Origin of the sequence: Streptomyces sp. RK62, from assembly GCF_018070255.1 — a bacterium.
Taxonomy (GTDB): domain Bacteria; phylum Actinomycetota; class Actinomycetes; order Streptomycetales; family Streptomycetaceae; genus Streptomyces; species Streptomyces nigra.
Map to the genome: position 1 here is coordinate 95,519 of NZ_JAGPYD010000012.1, position 15,308 is coordinate 110,826.

14 protein-coding genes are annotated in these 15,308 nt (G+C 73.9%); 8 read left to right on the forward strand and 6 right to left on the reverse strand.

What is annotated here, in order from left to right; genetic code table 11:
• Positions 1-17: 17 nt before the first annotated feature.
• The 3 genes from KBY32_RS23545 to KBY32_RS23555 all read left to right on the forward strand — a co-directional run bounded on the left by KBY32_RS23545 (position 18) and on the right by KBY32_RS23555 (position 3,641).
• On the forward strand, positions 18-887 hold the full coding sequence (locus KBY32_RS23545) for an alpha/beta fold hydrolase (protein WP_210981507.1): 870 nt from the start codon (positions 18-20) through the stop codon (positions 885-887).
• A 56-nt stretch (positions 888-943) separates the two neighbouring features.
• On the forward strand, positions 944-1,831 hold the full coding sequence (locus KBY32_RS23550) for a pyridoxamine 5'-phosphate oxidase family protein (RefSeq protein WP_210981508.1): 888 nt from the start codon (positions 944-946) through the stop codon (positions 1,829-1,831).
• Between the two features lie 82 nt (positions 1,832-1,913).
• Positions 1,914-3,641, forward strand: a complete 1,728-nt coding sequence (locus tag KBY32_RS23555; RefSeq protein WP_210981509.1) for an MOSC and FAD-binding oxidoreductase domain-containing protein — start codon at positions 1,914-1,916, stop codon at positions 3,639-3,641.
• 1 nt (position 3,642) lies between these two features.
• Here the strand turns inward: KBY32_RS23555 and KBY32_RS23560 are convergent, their stop codons facing one another.
• On the reverse strand, positions 3,643-4,140 hold the full coding sequence (locus KBY32_RS23560; RefSeq protein ID WP_199835443.1) for a MarR family winged helix-turn-helix transcriptional regulator: 498 nt from the start codon (positions 4,138-4,140) through the stop codon (positions 3,643-3,645).
• A gap of 79 nt (positions 4,141-4,219) precedes the next feature.
• Between KBY32_RS23560 and KBY32_RS23565 the strand changes: the two genes are divergently transcribed.
• Entirely contained in the window at positions 4,220-6,322 is a 2,103-nt protein-coding gene (locus KBY32_RS23565; RefSeq protein ID WP_210981510.1) for an MMPL family transporter, read from the forward strand.
• Between the two features lie 27 nt (positions 6,323-6,349).
• Positions 6,350-7,129 (forward strand): sulfite exporter TauE/SafE family protein, encoded by a 780-nt coding sequence (locus KBY32_RS23570; RefSeq protein ID WP_210981511.1) that lies wholly within the window; start codon positions 6,350-6,352, stop codon positions 7,127-7,129.
• Between the two features lie 50 nt (positions 7,130-7,179).
• On the opposite strand, the gene KBY32_RS23575 is transcribed toward KBY32_RS23570, so the two are convergent.
• The 5 genes from KBY32_RS23575 to KBY32_RS23595 form a co-directional block, all read right to left on the reverse strand.
• On the reverse strand, positions 7,180-8,007 hold the full coding sequence (locus KBY32_RS23575) for a DUF1684 domain-containing protein (RefSeq protein ID WP_210981512.1): 828 nt from the start codon (positions 8,005-8,007) through the stop codon (positions 7,180-7,182).
• Positions 8,004-9,209 carry a homoserine O-acetyltransferase gene (locus tag KBY32_RS23580; RefSeq protein WP_210981513.1) on the reverse strand — a complete coding sequence of 402 codons (1,206 nt, stop codon included), beginning with the start codon at positions 9,207-9,209 and terminating at the stop codon, positions 8,004-8,006. The genes KBY32_RS23575 and KBY32_RS23580 overlap by 4 nt, the downstream gene beginning before the upstream one ends.
• A 5-nt stretch (positions 9,210-9,214) precedes the next feature.
• Positions 9,215-10,576, reverse strand: a complete 1,362-nt coding sequence (locus tag KBY32_RS23585) for a bifunctional o-acetylhomoserine/o-acetylserine sulfhydrylase (RefSeq protein WP_079033722.1) — start codon at positions 10,574-10,576, stop codon at positions 9,215-9,217.
• Between the two features lie 318 nt (positions 10,577-10,894).
• Positions 10,895-11,809, reverse strand: a complete 915-nt coding sequence (locus tag KBY32_RS23590; RefSeq protein WP_210981514.1) for an amidohydrolase family protein — start codon at positions 11,807-11,809, stop codon at positions 10,895-10,897.
• Positions 11,810-11,863: 54 nt separating this feature from the next.
• A complete protein-coding gene (locus KBY32_RS23595) occupies positions 11,864-12,550 on the reverse strand; it encodes a DNA alkylation repair protein (RefSeq protein ID WP_210981515.1) in 687 nt (228 codons plus the stop codon).
• Positions 12,551-12,669: 119 nt separating this feature from the next.
• On the opposite strand from KBY32_RS23595, the gene KBY32_RS23600 reads away from it, so the two are divergent.
• The 3 genes from KBY32_RS23600 to KBY32_RS23610 are packed head-to-tail and all read left to right on the forward strand — an operon-like array spanning position 12,670 to position 15,293.
• Positions 12,670-13,173: an SRPBCC family protein gene (locus KBY32_RS23600; protein WP_210981516.1), complete on the forward strand. Its 504-nt coding sequence runs from the start codon at positions 12,670-12,672 to the stop codon at positions 13,171-13,173.
• Positions 13,166-14,785: an NAD(P)/FAD-dependent oxidoreductase gene (locus tag KBY32_RS23605; RefSeq protein WP_210981517.1), complete on the forward strand. Its 1,620-nt coding sequence runs from the start codon at positions 13,166-13,168 to the stop codon at positions 14,783-14,785. The genes KBY32_RS23600 and KBY32_RS23605 overlap by 8 nt, the downstream gene beginning before the upstream one ends.
• Positions 14,786-14,831: 46 nt before the next feature.
• A complete protein-coding gene (locus tag KBY32_RS23610; RefSeq protein ID WP_210981518.1) occupies positions 14,832-15,293 on the forward strand; it encodes a hypothetical protein in 462 nt (153 codons plus the stop codon).
• Positions 15,294-15,308: the final 15 nt, after the last annotated feature.

Consider the following 15,308-nt stretch of genomic DNA (forward strand, 5'->3'; position numbering starts at 1 on the left):
CTAGGAGGGTTAGAACCATGGAGTACGCAGTGCACCACCGCACCGCCGTCGTCGACGGCCTGGACGTCTTCTACCGCGAGGCCGGCGACCCGGACGCGCCCACCCTCGTGCTGCTGCACGGCTTCCCGACCAGCTCGCACATGTTCCGCCGGCTCATCCCGGCGCTCGCCGACCGCTACCACGTCGTCGCCCCGGACCACATCGGCTTCGGCCAGTCCGCGATGCCGGCCCTGGAGGACTTCCCGTACACCTTCGACGCGCTCACCGACGTCACCGAGGGGCTGCTCCGGCAGCTCGGCGTCGACCGGTTCGCGATGTACGTGCAGGACTACGGCGCCCCCATCGGCTGGCGGCTCGCCCTGAGGAGCCCCGACCGGATCACCGCGATCGTCACCCAGAACGGCAACGGCTACGAGGAGGGGCTCGTCCCGTCCTTCTGGAAGGACGTCTTCGCGTACGGCGAGAACCCGGGCCCCGACACCGAGGGCCCCGTGCGGTTCGCGCTCACCCCGGAGGGCGTGCGCTGGCAGTACGTCACCGGCGTCCCGGACCCGAGCCTGGTCAGCCCCGACACCTGGACCCACGACCTGGCCCTCCTGGCTCGGCCCGGCAACGACCGGATCCAGCTCAAGCTCTTCCGCGACTACCTCACGAACGTCGCGCTGTACCCGCGGGTCCACCGGTACTTCCGCGACAGCCAGGTCCCGCTGCTCGCCGTCTGGGGTGCCAACGACGAGATCTTCGGCCCGGCGGGCGCCGAGGCGTTCCGTCAGGACCTGCCCGACGCGGACATCCGGCTGCTGGACACCGGGCACTTCGCCCTGGAGTCCCATCTGAACACCATCGCCGGGGACATCCGCGCCTTCCTCGGCCGCGTCCTCGACTGACCCCGTCCACCGTCCCGAACGGGCCCGCCGCCGCGGCGGGCAGGAGAGGAGTCCCCATGAGCGCATCGGGCTTCCACGAGGGGGAGCGTGCCGTCCAGGAACGGGCCGGTGCCACGGAGGCGGCCGGACGGCTGCACGGCATGCTCCAGCCGCCGTGGCTGGGCGGCGGACTGCGGGCGGCCCTCGCCGCACGGACGTTCGCTGTCCTGACCGCCCGGGACCGGGACGGTGAGCTGTGGATCTCCCCGCTCACCGGGGAGCCCGGCTTCCTGGCGGGGGAGGGCACCACCCTCACCGTGGCCGCCGTCCCTCCGGCCGGCGATCCGCTGCACGGCCTGCCCGTGCCGCAACCGGCCGGGCTGCTCGCGATCGACCTCGGCCTCCGGCGCCGGATCCGGGTCAACGGGCGGCTGACCGGCCGTACGGACGACACCCTGACCGTCGAGGTCGACCAGGCGTTCGGGAACTGCCCGGCCTACATCCAGCCCCGCCTGCTCGCCCCGGACACCGCCGCCCCGCTTCTCGGCGAACCGGCCCCCGTGGCCGACCGGGACACGCTCGACGAGCACGACCGCGACCTGATCGCGCGCGCCGACACCTTCTTCCTCGGCACGACCCACCCCACCCGGGGCACCGACGCCTCCCACAAGGGCGGCGCGCCCGGGTTCGTAAGGATCGAGGACGGGGAGCTGTGGTGGCCGGACTACGCCGGGAACAACCTCTTCACCAGCCTCGGCAACCTCACCGTCGACCCCGCCGCGGCCCTGCTCTTCCTCGACTTCGCCACCGGCCGCACCCTGCACCTCGGCGGCGAGGCGACCGTGGAGTGGTGGGACCCCGCGGCCGCCCCGGACGAGGGCGGCACCGGGCGCCGGGTGCGGTTCCGGCCCCGGCGTGTGCGAGGCGGGCGGCTCGGGCTGCGCGAGGCGTCGCCCGCCGGGTGATCGACATGAGTGTCGTCCGCCGAATGATCGACATGAGTCCGGACGCCGACCCGTCTTGACTGGTACCGGAAGGAGCGCCCGGATGCCCGTACTGCTGTCGGTGAACGTGGGGATGCCCCAGGACGTGCCCTGGCAGGGCAGAACCGTCCGCACGGGCGTCTGGAAGCACTCCGTACCCGGCCCGGTCATGGCCCGCCGGCTCAACCTCGACGGGGACGGGCAGGGTGACCTCCAAGGGCACGGCGGCGAGCAACGCGCCGTGCTGGTGTACCAGATCGACTCCTACCGGTACTGGCAGCGGCACCTGGGGCGGGACGACTTCACGTACGGCCAGTTCGGGGAGAACCTCACCGTCGAGGGGCTGCCCGACGACGAGGTGTGCATCGGCGACCGGTACCGCGTCGGCGAGGCGGAGTTCGAGGTCACCCAGCCCCGTGTGACCTGCTACCGCGTCGGGCTGCGCCTGGGCGTGCCCGAGATGCCCGCGCTGCTCGTCGCCCACCACCGGCCCGGCTTCTACATGCGGGTCATCCGGGAAGGGCTGATCCAGGCGGGCGACCCGATCGTCCGGACCCGGCCCGGCCCCGGCGCGCTGAGTGTGGCCGACGTGGACGCCCTCCTCTACCTCCCCGGCCGGGACCCGGCGCTGCTGCGCCGCGCGCTCGCGGTGCCCGCCCTCAGTCCCGGCTGGCAGGGCTCGTTCCGGGACCTGCTGGCCGAGGCCGAGGGCGGGGAGTCCGGCGGTGGGGCGCCCGCCTGGGACGGGTTCCGGAGTCTGCGGGTGTCCGACGTGGTCGCCGAGACCGACACCGTCGTCTCCCTCCACCTGACCTCGGCCGACGGGACGCCGCTGCCCGACGCCCGGGCCGGCCAGTACCTCACGGTGCGCGTCCCGGGTGCCGGGCCGCCCGCCCCCATCCGCAGCTACTCGCTCTCGGCGGCGCCCGGCTCCGGCCGCTACCGCATCAGCGTCAAACGCGAACCGCACGGCACGGCCAGCGCCTATCTGACGACCGCCCTGGGCCCGGGAGCGGTCCTCGACGTCGCGGCGCCCCGCGGCGACTTCGTCCTGGACGGCGGCACCGGACCGGTGCTCCTCGTCTCCGCCGGCATCGGCGTCACGCCCGTCCTGGCCATGCTCCACGAGCTCGCCGCCCGCACGCCGGAGCGGGAGGTGTGGTGGCTGCACGGCGCCCGCGGACCGCGCGAACACCCCCTGGGCGGAGAGGCCCACGCCGTACTCGGCTCGCTGCCGCACGCCCATGAACACGTCTACTACAGCGCGGCCACCCCCGAGGAGCGCCGCCGGGCCCACGCGTCCCCGGGGCGCCTCACCCCGGACGCCGTCCGCGCCCTGGGCGTACCCGCCGAGGCGAGCGCCTACGTCTGCGGGCCCGACTCCTTCATGACGGACATGCGGCAGGCCCTCACCGATGCGGGCGTCGACCCGGCCCGCGTCCACACCGAACTCTTCGCGACCCTGCCGTCCCTCACCCCCGGCCTCACCGGGATCACCGCCCCGGCGCCGCACCCGCCGCCCGGCCCGCCCGGCACCGGACCGCGGGTCACCTTCGCCCGCAGTGGTGTGACGGCGCCGTTCCCTGACGGGGCGCGCAGCCTGCTCGACCTCGCCGACGCCTGCGATGTGCCGGCCCGCTGGGCCTGCCGTACCGGGGTGTGCCACACCTGTGTCACCCCGGTCCTGTCCGGGGAGGTCGGCTACGCGCCCGCGCCGCTGGAGCCGCCGCCGGCCGGGCAGGCCCTCATCTGCTGCTCCCGGCCCCGGACCGACGTCGTCCTGGACATGTGAGTCAGGCGGGCCCGCTGCGCAGCAGGACCAGCTCGGCGTTCAGCTCCCGCAGGAACCGCACGACCACGTCCAGCTCCTCGGGGGAGAAGCGGCTCCGGGCCGCGTCGGTGCTGTGCGCGAGGGGGCGGAAGTAGTCCCGGGCGACCGCCTTCGCGGGCTCGGCGTAATGGAGGTGCACCACACGGCGGTCGTCTGCCGCCCGGACCCGGTGGATGTGCCCGGCCCGCTCCAGCCGGTCGAGACAGGCGGTGACCGCGCCCGACGTGAGGTTCAGCTGGCGACGGAGCAGGCCCGGGGTCATCGGCCCGGCCTCGGGATCCGCGTCCAGGATGGCGATCAGCGCCTGCATGTCCGTCAGATGCAGCCCCTGGGCCTGGGCGAACTCCTGCGCGATGCGGTTGAACTCGCTGTTCATACGGCGCAGAAGAACGGCGAACGATTGCAACCCTGTCGGGTCGTCCGCCGGAACAGTGGGGGAGGGCACCTCGGAACCGCTCATGAGAGCAGTATAAGATCACTCGATGAGTGAGATACTTTGTCATTGAGCTAACTTGACTCGACTATTGCATGGGATGCCGATGAGAACCGCACCGCGCTGGGCCCGGTGGCTCGTCCCCGTCGTTCTGCTGCTCGTCTGGCTGGGCGTCGGCGGAGCGCTCGGACCCTACGCGGGCAAGCTGGGCGAGGTGGCCACCAACGACCAGGCCGCCTTCCTCCCGCAGAGCGCCGAGTCCACCCAGGTGCTGGAGGCCCGGAAGGCCTTCGACCAGTCCGAGACCCTGCCCGCCATCGTCGTGTGGACGGCGGACGGTGAGCGCGTCTCCAAGGCCCAGCAGGCCGAGGCCACCCGGGCCGTCGGCGGACTCGCGGGCGAGCAGGGCATCGTGGGCCGCCCCTCGCCCGCGCTGCCCTCCGACGACGGCGAGGCGCTGCAGGCCGTCGTCCAGCTGAGGCCCGACCTCGGCGACGAACTGGAGACCACCCTCGACGCGGTGCGGGACGCCGCGAACGGCGTGTCCGGCACCACGGCGCAGATCGCCGGCCCGGCCGCCAGCCAGGCCGACCTGTCCGACGCCTTCGCGGGCATCGACGGACTGCTCCTCGGGGTCGCCCTCGGCGCGGTGCTCGTCATCCTGCTGCTCGTCTACCGCAGCGTGCTGCTGCCGCTGCTGATCATCGTGGGCTCCGTCTTCGCCCTCGCGCTGGCCTGCGCCGTCGTCTACGTCCTGGCCGACCGGGACGTCGTCCGGGTCGACGGACAGGTGCAGGGCATCCTCTCCATCCTGGTGATCGGCGCCGCCACCGACTACGCGCTGCTGCTGGCCGCCCGCTTCCGGGAGGAACTGGCCCGCGGCGGGGACCGGGCCGCCGCCGCGCTCGCCGCCGTACGCCGGTCCTTCGGCGCCATCACCGCCAGCGCGGCCACCGTCGCGCTCGGCCTGCTGGCGCTGCTCGCCAGCGACCTCACCAACAACCGCGCGCTCGGACCCGTCGGCGCCATCGGCATCGTGTGCGCCGTCCTCACCACGCTCACGTTCCTGCCCGCCGTGCTGGCCCTGCTCGGGCGCGCCGCCTACTGGCCGTCCAAGCCGCAGCCGCCCGAGGAGTCCGCGCAGGGCCGGGGCATATGGCGCCGGGTCGCCGCCACGGTCGCCGGCCGGCCGCGCCGCACCTGGGTGGTCACCGCGCTGGTCCTCGCCGTCTTCGCGGCCTTCTCGCCCCAGCTGTCCTCCAAGGGCGTGCCGCTCGACGAGATCTTCGTCAACGACGCCCCGTCGGTGGCCGCCCAGCGCACGCTCGGCGAGCACTTCCCCGGCGGCTCCGGCAACCCGGCCGTCATCATCGCCGCCGCCGACCGCGTCGACGAGGTGACCGCCGCGGCCGAGGACACCGAGGGCGTTGCCTCCGCCGGCGCCGTCTCCGAGGCCGGGCGGCCCGGGGGCGGCAAGCCCCTCGTCGTCGACGGCCGTGTGCGCGTCGACGCCACGCTGAAGGCCGCCGCGGACAGCGACGCCGCCAAGGCCACCGTCGAGCGGCTGCGCGCCGAGGTGCACGCCGTCCCCGGCGCCGACGCGCTGGTCGGCGGCTACACGGCACAGCAGTACGACACCCAGGAGACCGCCTCCCGGGACCGCACGGTCATCGTGCCGGTCGTCCTCGCGATCATCCTGCTGATCCTGATGCTCCTGCTGCGCTCCCTGCTCGTCCCGGTGCTGCTCGTCGCGACCGTCGCCCTCAACTTCCTGGCGACGCTCGGCGTGTCCACGCTCGTCTTCGAGCACCTGCTCGGCTTCAGCGGCACGGACGCCTCGGTACCGCTGTACGGCTTCGTGTTCCTGGTCGCCCTGGGCGTGGACTACAACATCTTCCTGATGTCCCGGGTCCGCGAGGAGGCGCTGCTGCACGGGCACCGGGAGGGCGTGCTGCGCGGTCTCACCACCACCGGCGGTGTGATCACCTCGGCCGGCGTGGTCCTCGCCGCGACCTTCGCCGCTCTCATGGTGATCCCGCTGGCCTTCCTGGTGCAGATCGCGTTCATCGTCGCCTTCGGCGTCCTCCTGGACACGCTCGTCGTCCGGTCGCTGCTGGTGCCCGCGCTGATGCTCGACATCGGCCGCCGTGCCTGGTGGCCCAGCTCCCTGGCCCGGCGCGGCGACGGGGAGCGCACGACCGCGGGATAGGGTCCCGGCCAGGGGAAGGGAGCCGGGATGACCGCGCCGACGGAGCTGTACGGTCTCGCCGCCGGCCTGGTGATCGCCCTGGTCACCGCGCCGGTCGGGGTGTCGGGAGCCGTCTTCCTGCTGCCCGTGCAACTCAGCGTGTTCGGCGTGCCCAGCCCGGCGGTCACCCCCACCAACCTGCTCTACAACGTCGTCGCCGGCCCCGGCGCCCTCCTGCGGCACCGGCGCAAGGGCACGCTGGGCGGCCCCCTCGTACGGCTCCTGGTGCTCGGCACCCTCCCCGGTGTGGTGATCGGCGCCGCCGTACGGGTCTTCGCCGTCCCCGGCGCCACCGTCTTCCGGCTCCTGGTGGCCGGACTGCTCACCCCGCTGGGCCTGTGGCTCGTCGCCCGCACCCTGCGGCCCGCCCGGACGCCCCCGCGCCCCGAGCCGTCACCGCGCGCCGTGACCGCGCTGGCCCTCGTGGTCGGGATCGTCGGCGGGATCTACGGCATCGGCGGCGGCTCCCTGCTCGGACCGGTCCTGGTGGGCCGCGGCATGCCGGTGGCCGTGGTCGCCCCGGCCGCCCTCGCGTCCACGTTCGCCACGTCCGTCGTGGGAGCCGGCGCCTTCGCCCTGCTGTCTCTCACCGGCTCCGACGTCGCCCCCGACTGGTCCCTCGGCCTGGCCTGCGGCATCGGCGGCCTGATCGGCGGCTACCTCGGCGCCCGCCTCCAGCCCCGCCTCCCGGACCGGGCGCTCCGCCTGCTCCTCGGCACCCTGGCCATGGCGGTGGGCGGCCTGTACGTGGTGCGGGGCCTGGTCTGACAGGCGCCCCGCACCGCGCGCGCCTCGCCTGACAGGCCCCGCACCACGCGTCACGCGGACTCGGAGATCCGCTCGTACGGGATCCGCTCGCCCGCCTCGATCGCCACCGGCAGCCGGTTCTCGGCCGGCGGAAGCGGGCAGGTCGCCAGGTCGGTGTAGGCGCACGGCAGATTGGTGGCCCGGTTGAAGTCCAGGGTCACCGTGCCGTCGGCGGCGGGCGCGTCGATGTGCAGGCCACGGTTGGCCGCGTACGTGGTGACCCCGGACGTCGCGTCCGTGAACAGCACCTGGAGGCTGCCCGGCGTGTGCCCGTTGAACGCGGTCAGCCGCAGCGGCCGGCCGTCCAGGACGAAAGCGATCTCGCCCGGCGCGTCGTACACATGCTGCAGCCCTTCGACGGCCGCGCCCACGGTCGTCGGACGCGGCTTGGGGAACGCCGTGTACGTGCCGGTGACCACCCAGCGCGGATCCGGCGCGTACGCGGGAGTCCCGGCGAACCGGACCCGCAGCGGGTTCTCCGGGTGCCGGGGCCGGACCAGGTCCTGCCCGCCGCGCTTGGCGACCTCGATCACGGCGTCGCCCCACACGGCCTCGACACCGCCGCGCTCCGGGATGGCGCCGAAGAGATGCCGCCCCCGTACGGGCGTGCCGTCGACGACGAGTTCCTCGCCCTCGGCGAGTTCGACGCCCACCCCGTCGTCATCCGCCCACCAGGATCCGGGCGCGTCGGGGAAGCGCTGCGGCTCGTCGTCCAGCCAGTGCAGGCCGGTGACGGCGAGGAAGCCGTGCTCCCGGGCGAGGGAGGCGTCCTTCTGCCGGTGCCACTCCTCCCAGTCGGCGGTGAAGGCGAGGTCGGCGGAGGTGTCCTGGACGGTCATGAGTGCTCCTGAGAAAGGGGAGAGGGGGTCGGAAAGGCGGAGGAGTGCGGCACACGGTGGGCCGGCGCGGGCAGCAGTTCACGGACCAGCGCGGCCACCTGGTCCGTCTCGATGAGGAACCCGTCGTGCCCGTACGGCGACCCGATCACCCGTGGGACGTTCGCTCCGGTGATCCCGGCCGCCAACTCGGCCTGCTGCGACGGCGGGTACAGCCGGTCCGAGTCGACCGCCGCCACCAGCGTGCGGGCGCGCACCCGGCGCAGGGCGGCCCGCACCCCGCCCCGCCCGCGGCCCACGTCATGGGCGTTCATCGCCTCGGACAGGACGACGTAGCTGCCCGCGTCGAAGCGCCGCACCAGCTTGGCCGCGTGATGGTCCAGATACGACTCGACCTGGTAGCGGCCCCCGCCCCACGGGTCCTCCGTGCCCTGGGGCGAACGGCCGAAGCGCGCCTGCAGTTCGGGTTCGCTGCGGTACGTCACCTGGGCGATCCGCCGGGCCCGGCCGAGACCGGCGTCGGGGCCCGAGCCGGTGTGGTGGTAGTGGCCGCCCCGCCACGCGGGATCGGAGCGGATGGCGTGTGTCTGCAGGCCGGACCAGGCGATCTGCTCGGCGCTCGCCGCGGCCGCCGTCGCGAGCAGCAGCAGCGCGTCCGTGCGCTCCGGGTGGGTCACCGCCCACTCCAGCGCCCGCATCCCGCCCATCGAGCCGCCCACCACGAGGGCCCAGCGGTCGATGCCGAGCGCGTCGGCGAGCCCCACCTCGGCGGCCACCTGGTCGCGTGGGGTCAGGAAGGGGAAGTCCCCACCCCAGGCCCGGCCGGACGGGCCCGCCGACGCGGGGCCCGTGCTGCCCTGGCAGCCGCCCAGCACGTTCGGCGCCACGACGAAGTACCGGTCCGTGTCCAGGGCGCGCCCCGGCCCGATCAGCGCGTCCCACCAGCCCGCCGTGGGATGCCCCGGCCCGGCCGGGCCCGCCGCGTGACTGTCACCGGTGAGGGCGTGCAGGACCAGCACCGCGTTGCGCCGGTCCGGCGCGAGACGCCCCCACGTCTCGAACGCCAGCCGCACATCGGGGAGTTCACCCCCCGCCTCCAGCGCCAGCGGCCGTCCGCGCACATGCCACCGGCGCCGACCGGGCGGGTCCCCCTCCCGCCAGGCCCCGGAGGCCGGCGGGAGGGGGACCGGGGACGGGGTCGTCACGGCGTTCAGGACGCGCCCTTCGCCGCGCGGAACCCGGCCTCCAGATCGGCCTTCAGATCGGCGAGGTTCTCGATGCCCACCGACAGGCGCACCAGGCCGGGGGAGGTGCCGGTCGCCGCCAACTGCCCCTCGTCCAGCTGGCTGTGGGTCGTGGACGCCGGATGGATGATGAGGCTGCGGACGTCCCCGATGTTGGCGAGATGGCTGAACAGCTCGACGGCGTCCACGAACCGCTTGCCCGCTTCCACACCGTCGCGCAGCTCGAAGGAGAGCACCGCGCCCGCGCCGCGCGGCAGATACCGCCGGCCCGCCTCGTACCAGCGGCTGGACTCCAGCCCCGGATAGTGGACGGCGGCGACCTCGTCGCGCTGCTCCAGCCACTCCGCCAGGGCCTGCGCGTTCGCCGAGTGCCGCTCGATGCGCAGGCTCAGCGTCTCCACGCCCTGGAGCAGCAGGAACGCGGAGTGTGGGGAGAGCGCGGGCCCGAGGTCGCGCAGCAGCTGCACCCGCAGCTTCACGGCGAAGGCGCCCGGACCGAGCGCCGGCCAGTACCGCAGACCGTGGTAGCTGGGGTCGGGCTCGGTGAAGTCCGGGAACCGCTCCGGGTGCGCGCCGAAGTCGAAGGTGCCGCCGTCGACGACCACCCCCGCGATGGCGGTGCCGTGCCCGCCGAGGAACTTGGTCGCCGAGTGCACGACGATGTCCGCCCCGTGCTCCAACGGCCGCAGCAGGTACGGGGTCGGCACGGTGTTGTCCACGATCAGCGGCACCCCGGCGTCGTGCGCCACGTCCGCGACCGCCCGTACGTCGAGGACGTTGCCGCGCGGATTGCCCAGCGTCTCCGCGAACAACGCCTTGGTACCCGGCCGGATCGCCGCCCGCCAGGCGTCCAGGTCGTCGGGGTCCTCGACGAACGACACCTCCACCCCGAACTTGGGCAGGGTGTGCCGGAACAGGTTGTACGTGCCGCCGTACAGCGACGCGCTGGAGACGATGTGGTCGCCCGCGCCCGCCAGCGTCAGGATCGCGAGGGTCTCGGCGGCCTGCCCGGAGGCCAGCGCCACGGCGGCCACCCCGCCCTCCAGGGCCGCGATCCGCTGCTCGAAGACGTCCTGGGTGGGGTTGTGGATGCGGGTGTAGATGTTGCCGGGCTCGGCCAGCGAGAACAGGTCGGCCGCGTGCTGCGTGTCCCGGAACACGAACGACGTCGTCTGGTAGATCGGTGTCGCGCGGGCGCCGGTCGTGGGATCGGCGGTGGCGCCGGCGTGGATCTGCTTGGTCTCGAAGGACCAGGCTGCGGTGTCGGGCCCGGTCGGGGCGTCCTCGGGGGTGTGGCCGGCGGTGACGGAGTCGAGGGGCTGGCTCATGGCTCTCCCTGGGTACGGGTGCGGCGATGCCTGGGACGGTGAAAGGGGAGGTGAAGTCACCGCGCGCCGACCGGACCGGCCCGAAGAAGGGCAGGGGTCAGGAGTCGGCGTGACGCGGTGGGAGAAGCGGTTCGAACGTCGGAGGACGAGGTCAGCTCACGACGGAACAGGCCGTGGTGGTGACACGCACGTAGTCAACGTGGCGGCGGGTCACGAGCACGGTCATGGAGTCAGGGAACCACACGGAAGCGTGTGCGCACCAGTCACTTCGGCGGAACAGCCCCGTACGGGGGCCGTCCGCCCGTCCGCCCGTCCGGCTCACCGGATGCCGAACAGCGCCGCCGCGTTGTCGTGGCACACCGCCCGCAGCCACTCCTCGCCGAGCCCCAGCCGCTCCAGCGCCCGGAGCTGATGCGCGTACGGGTAGGGGATGTTGGGGAAGTCCGAGCCGAGCAGGACACGGTCGCCGAGCGCCGCCAGCCGGGGCAGGGCGCGGCGCGGGAACGGTGCCATCTCCTCGGAGAAATCGGTGAACGCCATCGTGGTGTCCAGCCGCACCCGCGGGTACCGCTCGGCGAGACCGAGGAAGTCCTCGTACTCCGGCATCCCCAGATGCGCGACGATCAGCGGCAGTCCGGGGTGGCGGGCCAGCACCTGCCCGATCGGGCCGGGCCCGGTGTGCTTGCCGGGTGCGGGGCCCGAGCCGCAGTGGACCACGACGGGGACGCCGGCCTCCGCGAGCAGCCCCCACACCGGATCCAGCAGCTCGTCCGCCGGGTCGTACGCGCCCACCTGCACATGCGCCTTGAAGACCCGGGCGCCCGCCTCCACGGCCTCCCGGACGTACGTCTCCACGCCGGGCTCGGGGAAGAAGGTCGCGGTGTGCAGGGAGCCGGGGGTGCGGCGGGCGAAGTCGACGGCCCAGCCGTTCAGCCAGCGGGCCATGCCGGGCTTGTGCGGGTACAGCATCGCGGTGAAGGCGCGCACCCCGAAGTCCCGGAGCAGATCGGCCCGTTCACCCTCCTCGTGCCGGTAGGTGATCGGCCACTCGACACCGCCGGTCAGCGGCCCGAGCGCGTCGAAGTACCCCCACACCTTGCGCAGCACCCGCTCGGGCATGAAGTGGGTGTGCACGTCGATCAGACCGGGCAGCCCCAGCCCCTCCCAGAAGCGACGGACCTCCACCGCCTCGGCGGACGGCGTGCGGGGAGTCTGGGGCGAGAGGTCCGTCATGCCGTCAACGATCACCCTTGACGCCCGGGGCGGTCCACTCCCTTGTGCGCAAGATCACGACTCGGCGCGCCGGCGCACCATCTCGTCGATCCACACCGGGGCGAACGGCGAGGTGCAGCCGGGGGACGTCGGATAGTCCTTCAGGACCTCCAGCCGCTCACCGATGGCGATCGCCCGGGCCCGGTGCTCAGGGTGCTCGATGCCGATCTGGGCCAGGCAGTGGTTCATCGCCCACTGCAGCCGCGGCGGGGCGTCCTTCATCTCCTCCTCGACGGTGTCGAGCAGTCCCGCCAGGTCCAGGCCGTCCGGGCGCTTCGCCACCCGCTCGGTGGTCAGCGCCCAGCCGGCGCTCGCGACGACCGGGTCCGGATCGGCGAACCAGGCCACCCGCAGCTCCTCCGCGTGCGGGCTCTTGCGCACCACGTAGTTCACCAGCCAGTCGTGCACCTTCGGGGTGCGGGCCTCGCGCAGCATGGCGTCCAGCTCGTCCCGGCCGAACGCCTTGGGCCGGCAGATCAGCAGCGCCAGCAGCCGTGCCGCCGAGTCACCGGTCGCCCAGAGCTCCTCCGCGAGGTCCTGCCGGGTCTTCAGCCGCTTCGCGATCGCCCGGAGCCTGCCCAGGTTCACGCCGTGGTCGTCGCCGTGCCGCTCGTTCACCGCGCGCGTCTTCGGGTCCTCCAGCGCGGCCAGCTCGGCCATCACCTCGGCCACCGTCGTCCCGGCCCTGGCCGTCTCCGTCATCGCGGTCTCCCGTCCCTCGTGTGCGGGGGCAGCATACGGCGCCGGTTGGACACCCGGAGTGCGGGAACTCGGGGCGCCGGAGTCGACCGACACACGGTCCTGGCATCTGGGAGGTCTCCGTGGCCAAACGCCATCGTCTGATACACGTCGGGCCGAGTGCCGTCTGGGACGTCCTCGCGGACGGCACCCGGTACGCGGAGTGGGTCGTGGGCACCGCGCGGTCCGAACCCGTACGCGGACAGTGGCCGCAGATGGATTCGGCGATCCGCTACGAGATCAAGGTCGGCCCGGCCCGGCTGGTCAACGAGACGGTCGTCCGCCGCTACGAGGAGGGCCGCTGTCTGGAGCTGGAGGCCAAGGCGGGCCCGCTCGGTACCGCGCGCATCTCGATCGAGGTCCGGCCCTGGGGCAGGAAGACGCTGGTCATCGTGGACGAGCACCCCTTGCAGGGGGCCGGTGGCACGCTGCACAACGCCGGGTTCGAGGTGCTGATCCAGCTCCGGCACCGCACCATGCTGGCCCGCCTCGCCCGGCTCTGCGAGAGCGAGGCCGCCCCTGACGAGCGGCCCGACCGCCAGGACACCGCCGGTCCCGCGGAGGCCCGTGGAGCCGGGCATGCCTGACGCCGTGGTCATCGGCGCCGGCCCCAACGGGCTGGTCGCCGCCAACGTCCTCGCGGACGCCGGATGGCGGGTGGAGGTGCTGGAGGAGCAGCCGGAGCCCGGCGGCGCCGTCCGCCACGACCGGGGTGTCGACCCCGACTTCGTCAGCGACGTCTTCAGCTCCTTCTACCCGCTCGCCGCCGCCTCGCCGATCCTGGCCGGACTGCGCCTGGAGGAGCACGGCCTGCGGTGGAGCCATGCGCCCAGCGTGGTCGCGCACCCCCTCACGGACGGCCGCTGCGCCCTGCTGGACCGCGATGTCGAGGTCACCGCCGCGTCCCTCGAGGCGTTCGCCCCGGGCGACGGGGACGCCTGGCGGCGGCTGCACGACATCTGGGAGAAACTGCGCCCCGACCTGCTGGGCACCCTGTTCACGCCGTTCCCTCCGGTGCGCGCGGGGGCACGGCTCGCGCTGCGGCTGCGGGCCGCCGGCGGACTGCGCATGGCGCGCAGTCTGGTCCTGCCGGTGCGCAGGCTCGGCGAGGAGGAGTTCCGCGGCGAGGGCGGCCGGGTGCTGCTCGCCGGGAACGCCCTGCACGCGGACCTCGCCCCGGAGTCGGCGGGCAGCGGCGGCTTCGGCTGGCTGATGACGATGCTCGGCCAGACCTACGGCTTCCCCGTGCCGGCCGGCGGGTCAGGCGCCCTCACCGACGCCCTGGTCCGGCGGCTGCGCTCGCTCGGCGGCGAGGTGCGCTGCGGGCAGCGTGTCGAGCGCGTCGTCGTCCGCGGCGGGCGGGCCGTCGGCGTACGGACCGCGGCCGGGGACACCGTCGCGGCCCGCCGGGCCGTCCTCGCCGACCTGTCCGTGCCCGCCCTCTACGGCGACCTGGTCGAACCCGAGCATCTGCCCGCGCAGCTGCTGGACGACCTGCGGCGCTTCCAGTGGGACTTCGCCACCTTCAAGGTGGACTGGGCGCTCGACGGGCCGGTGCCCTGGCAGGCCGAGCAGGCGGCCCGGGCCGGCACCGTGCACCTCGCCGACGGCGTGGACGAGCTCACCCGCTTCGCCGCCCAGCTCGCCATGCGCGAGGTCCCCGACCGGCCCTTCCTGCTCTTCGGCCAGATGACCATCTCCGACCCCTCCCGCTCCCCGCAGGGCACGGAGTCCGCCTGGGCGTACACCCATGTGCCGCACGAGATCCGCGCCGACGCCGCCGGCGAGGGCGTCACCGGAAGCTGGAACGCCAAGGAGCAGGAGCTGATGGCCGACCGCATGGAACGCCAGGTGGAACGCTTCGCGCCCGGCTTCCGCCGGCGGATCCGCGCCCGCCGCGTCCTCGCGCCCCCGACTCTGGAGGCGATGGACGCCAACCTGGTGGGCGGCGCCATCAACGGCGGCACCACCGCCATGCACCAGCAGCTCCTCTTCCGCCCCGTCCCCGGCACCGGACGCCCCGAGACCCCCATCCCCGGCCTTTTCCTGGCCTCCTCCGGGGCCCACCCGGGCGGCGGAGTGCACGGCGCGCCCGGCGCGAACGCCGCACGCGCCGCCCTGCACCGCCACCGGCCGCCCGGTCTGGCCCGCGCCCAGCGTCTGCTGAGCGGCCGGGACCGCACCGGCACGCGACGATGACGACACACCCACCCACGCAGACCGTTCGACGCCGTCGAGGAGAACGATGACCGCGCACGACGACGCCCCCGCGCACCGCGACCGCATCCGGCCCCGCCCCGCCGGGGTCGACGACAAGACCGTGGAAGCCCTCGGAGCGCTCTCCAAGGCGCTGGAGACCACCGAGCGGGCTCGCGGCCGCCTCTACGACTTCCACCAGCTCACCGGGACCGCCGATCTGCAGCTGGACCGCGCGGTCGAGCTGCTGCGCGAGGCCGGCCACGCCGAGTGGGCCGAGAAGGTCCGCAAGGAGATCCTCGGCCGCAACGTCATCCCCGGGCACTGGACCTTCCAGATCGTCGAGGCCTACAACGCCACCTACTACCGGCCCTTCCAGCAGTTGGAGGCGAGCGCGCTGCAGGAGCTCGCCGACGGCGCGGACCACCTCTTCGAGGCGGAGATGAAGGAGGAGCGCCGGACCCACGGCCACCCCGACCACGCGGCGCTGCCGCCGACCGAGGAGTCGTGACGCGGCCGGAACCCG

What these genes read in the sequence shown, in the direction of transcription:
- KBY32_RS23550 (WP_210981508.1), top strand. Translation starts at nt 944, where the DNA reads ATGAGCGCATCGGGCTTCCACGAGGGGGAGCGTGCCGTCCAGGAACGG.
- KBY32_RS23545 (WP_210981507.1), top strand. Translation starts at nt 18, where the DNA reads ATGGAGTACGCAGTGCACCACCGCACCGCCGTCGTCGACGGCCTGGAC.
- KBY32_RS23595 (WP_210981515.1), bottom strand. Translation starts at nt 12,550, where the DNA reads ATGACGGAGACGGCCAGGGCCGGGACGACGGTGGCCGAGGTGATGGCC.
- KBY32_RS23555 (WP_210981509.1), top strand. Translation starts at nt 1,914, where the DNA reads ATGCCCGTACTGCTGTCGGTGAACGTGGGGATGCCCCAGGACGTGCCC.
- KBY32_RS23590 (WP_210981514.1), bottom strand. Translation starts at nt 11,809, where the DNA reads ATGACGGACCTCTCGCCCCAGACTCCCCGCACGCCGTCCGCCGAGGCG.
- KBY32_RS23575 (WP_210981512.1), bottom strand. Translation starts at nt 8,007, where the DNA reads ATGACCGTCCAGGACACCTCCGCCGACCTCGCCTTCACCGCCGACTGG.
- KBY32_RS23565 (WP_210981510.1), top strand. Translation starts at nt 4,220, where the DNA reads ATGAGAACCGCACCGCGCTGGGCCCGGTGGCTCGTCCCCGTCGTTCTG.
- KBY32_RS23560 (WP_199835443.1), bottom strand. Translation starts at nt 4,140, where the DNA reads ATGAGCGGTTCCGAGGTGCCCTCCCCCACTGTTCCGGCGGACGACCCG.
- KBY32_RS23605 (WP_210981517.1), top strand. Translation starts at nt 13,166, where the DNA reads ATGCCTGACGCCGTGGTCATCGGCGCCGGCCCCAACGGGCTGGTCGCC.
- KBY32_RS23610 (WP_210981518.1), top strand. Translation starts at nt 14,832, where the DNA reads ATGACCGCGCACGACGACGCCCCCGCGCACCGCGACCGCATCCGGCCC.
- KBY32_RS23570 (WP_210981511.1), top strand. Translation starts at nt 6,350, where the DNA reads ATGACCGCGCCGACGGAGCTGTACGGTCTCGCCGCCGGCCTGGTGATC.
- KBY32_RS23585 (WP_079033722.1), bottom strand. Translation starts at nt 10,576, where the DNA reads ATGAGCCAGCCCCTCGACTCCGTCACCGCCGGCCACACCCCCGAGGAC.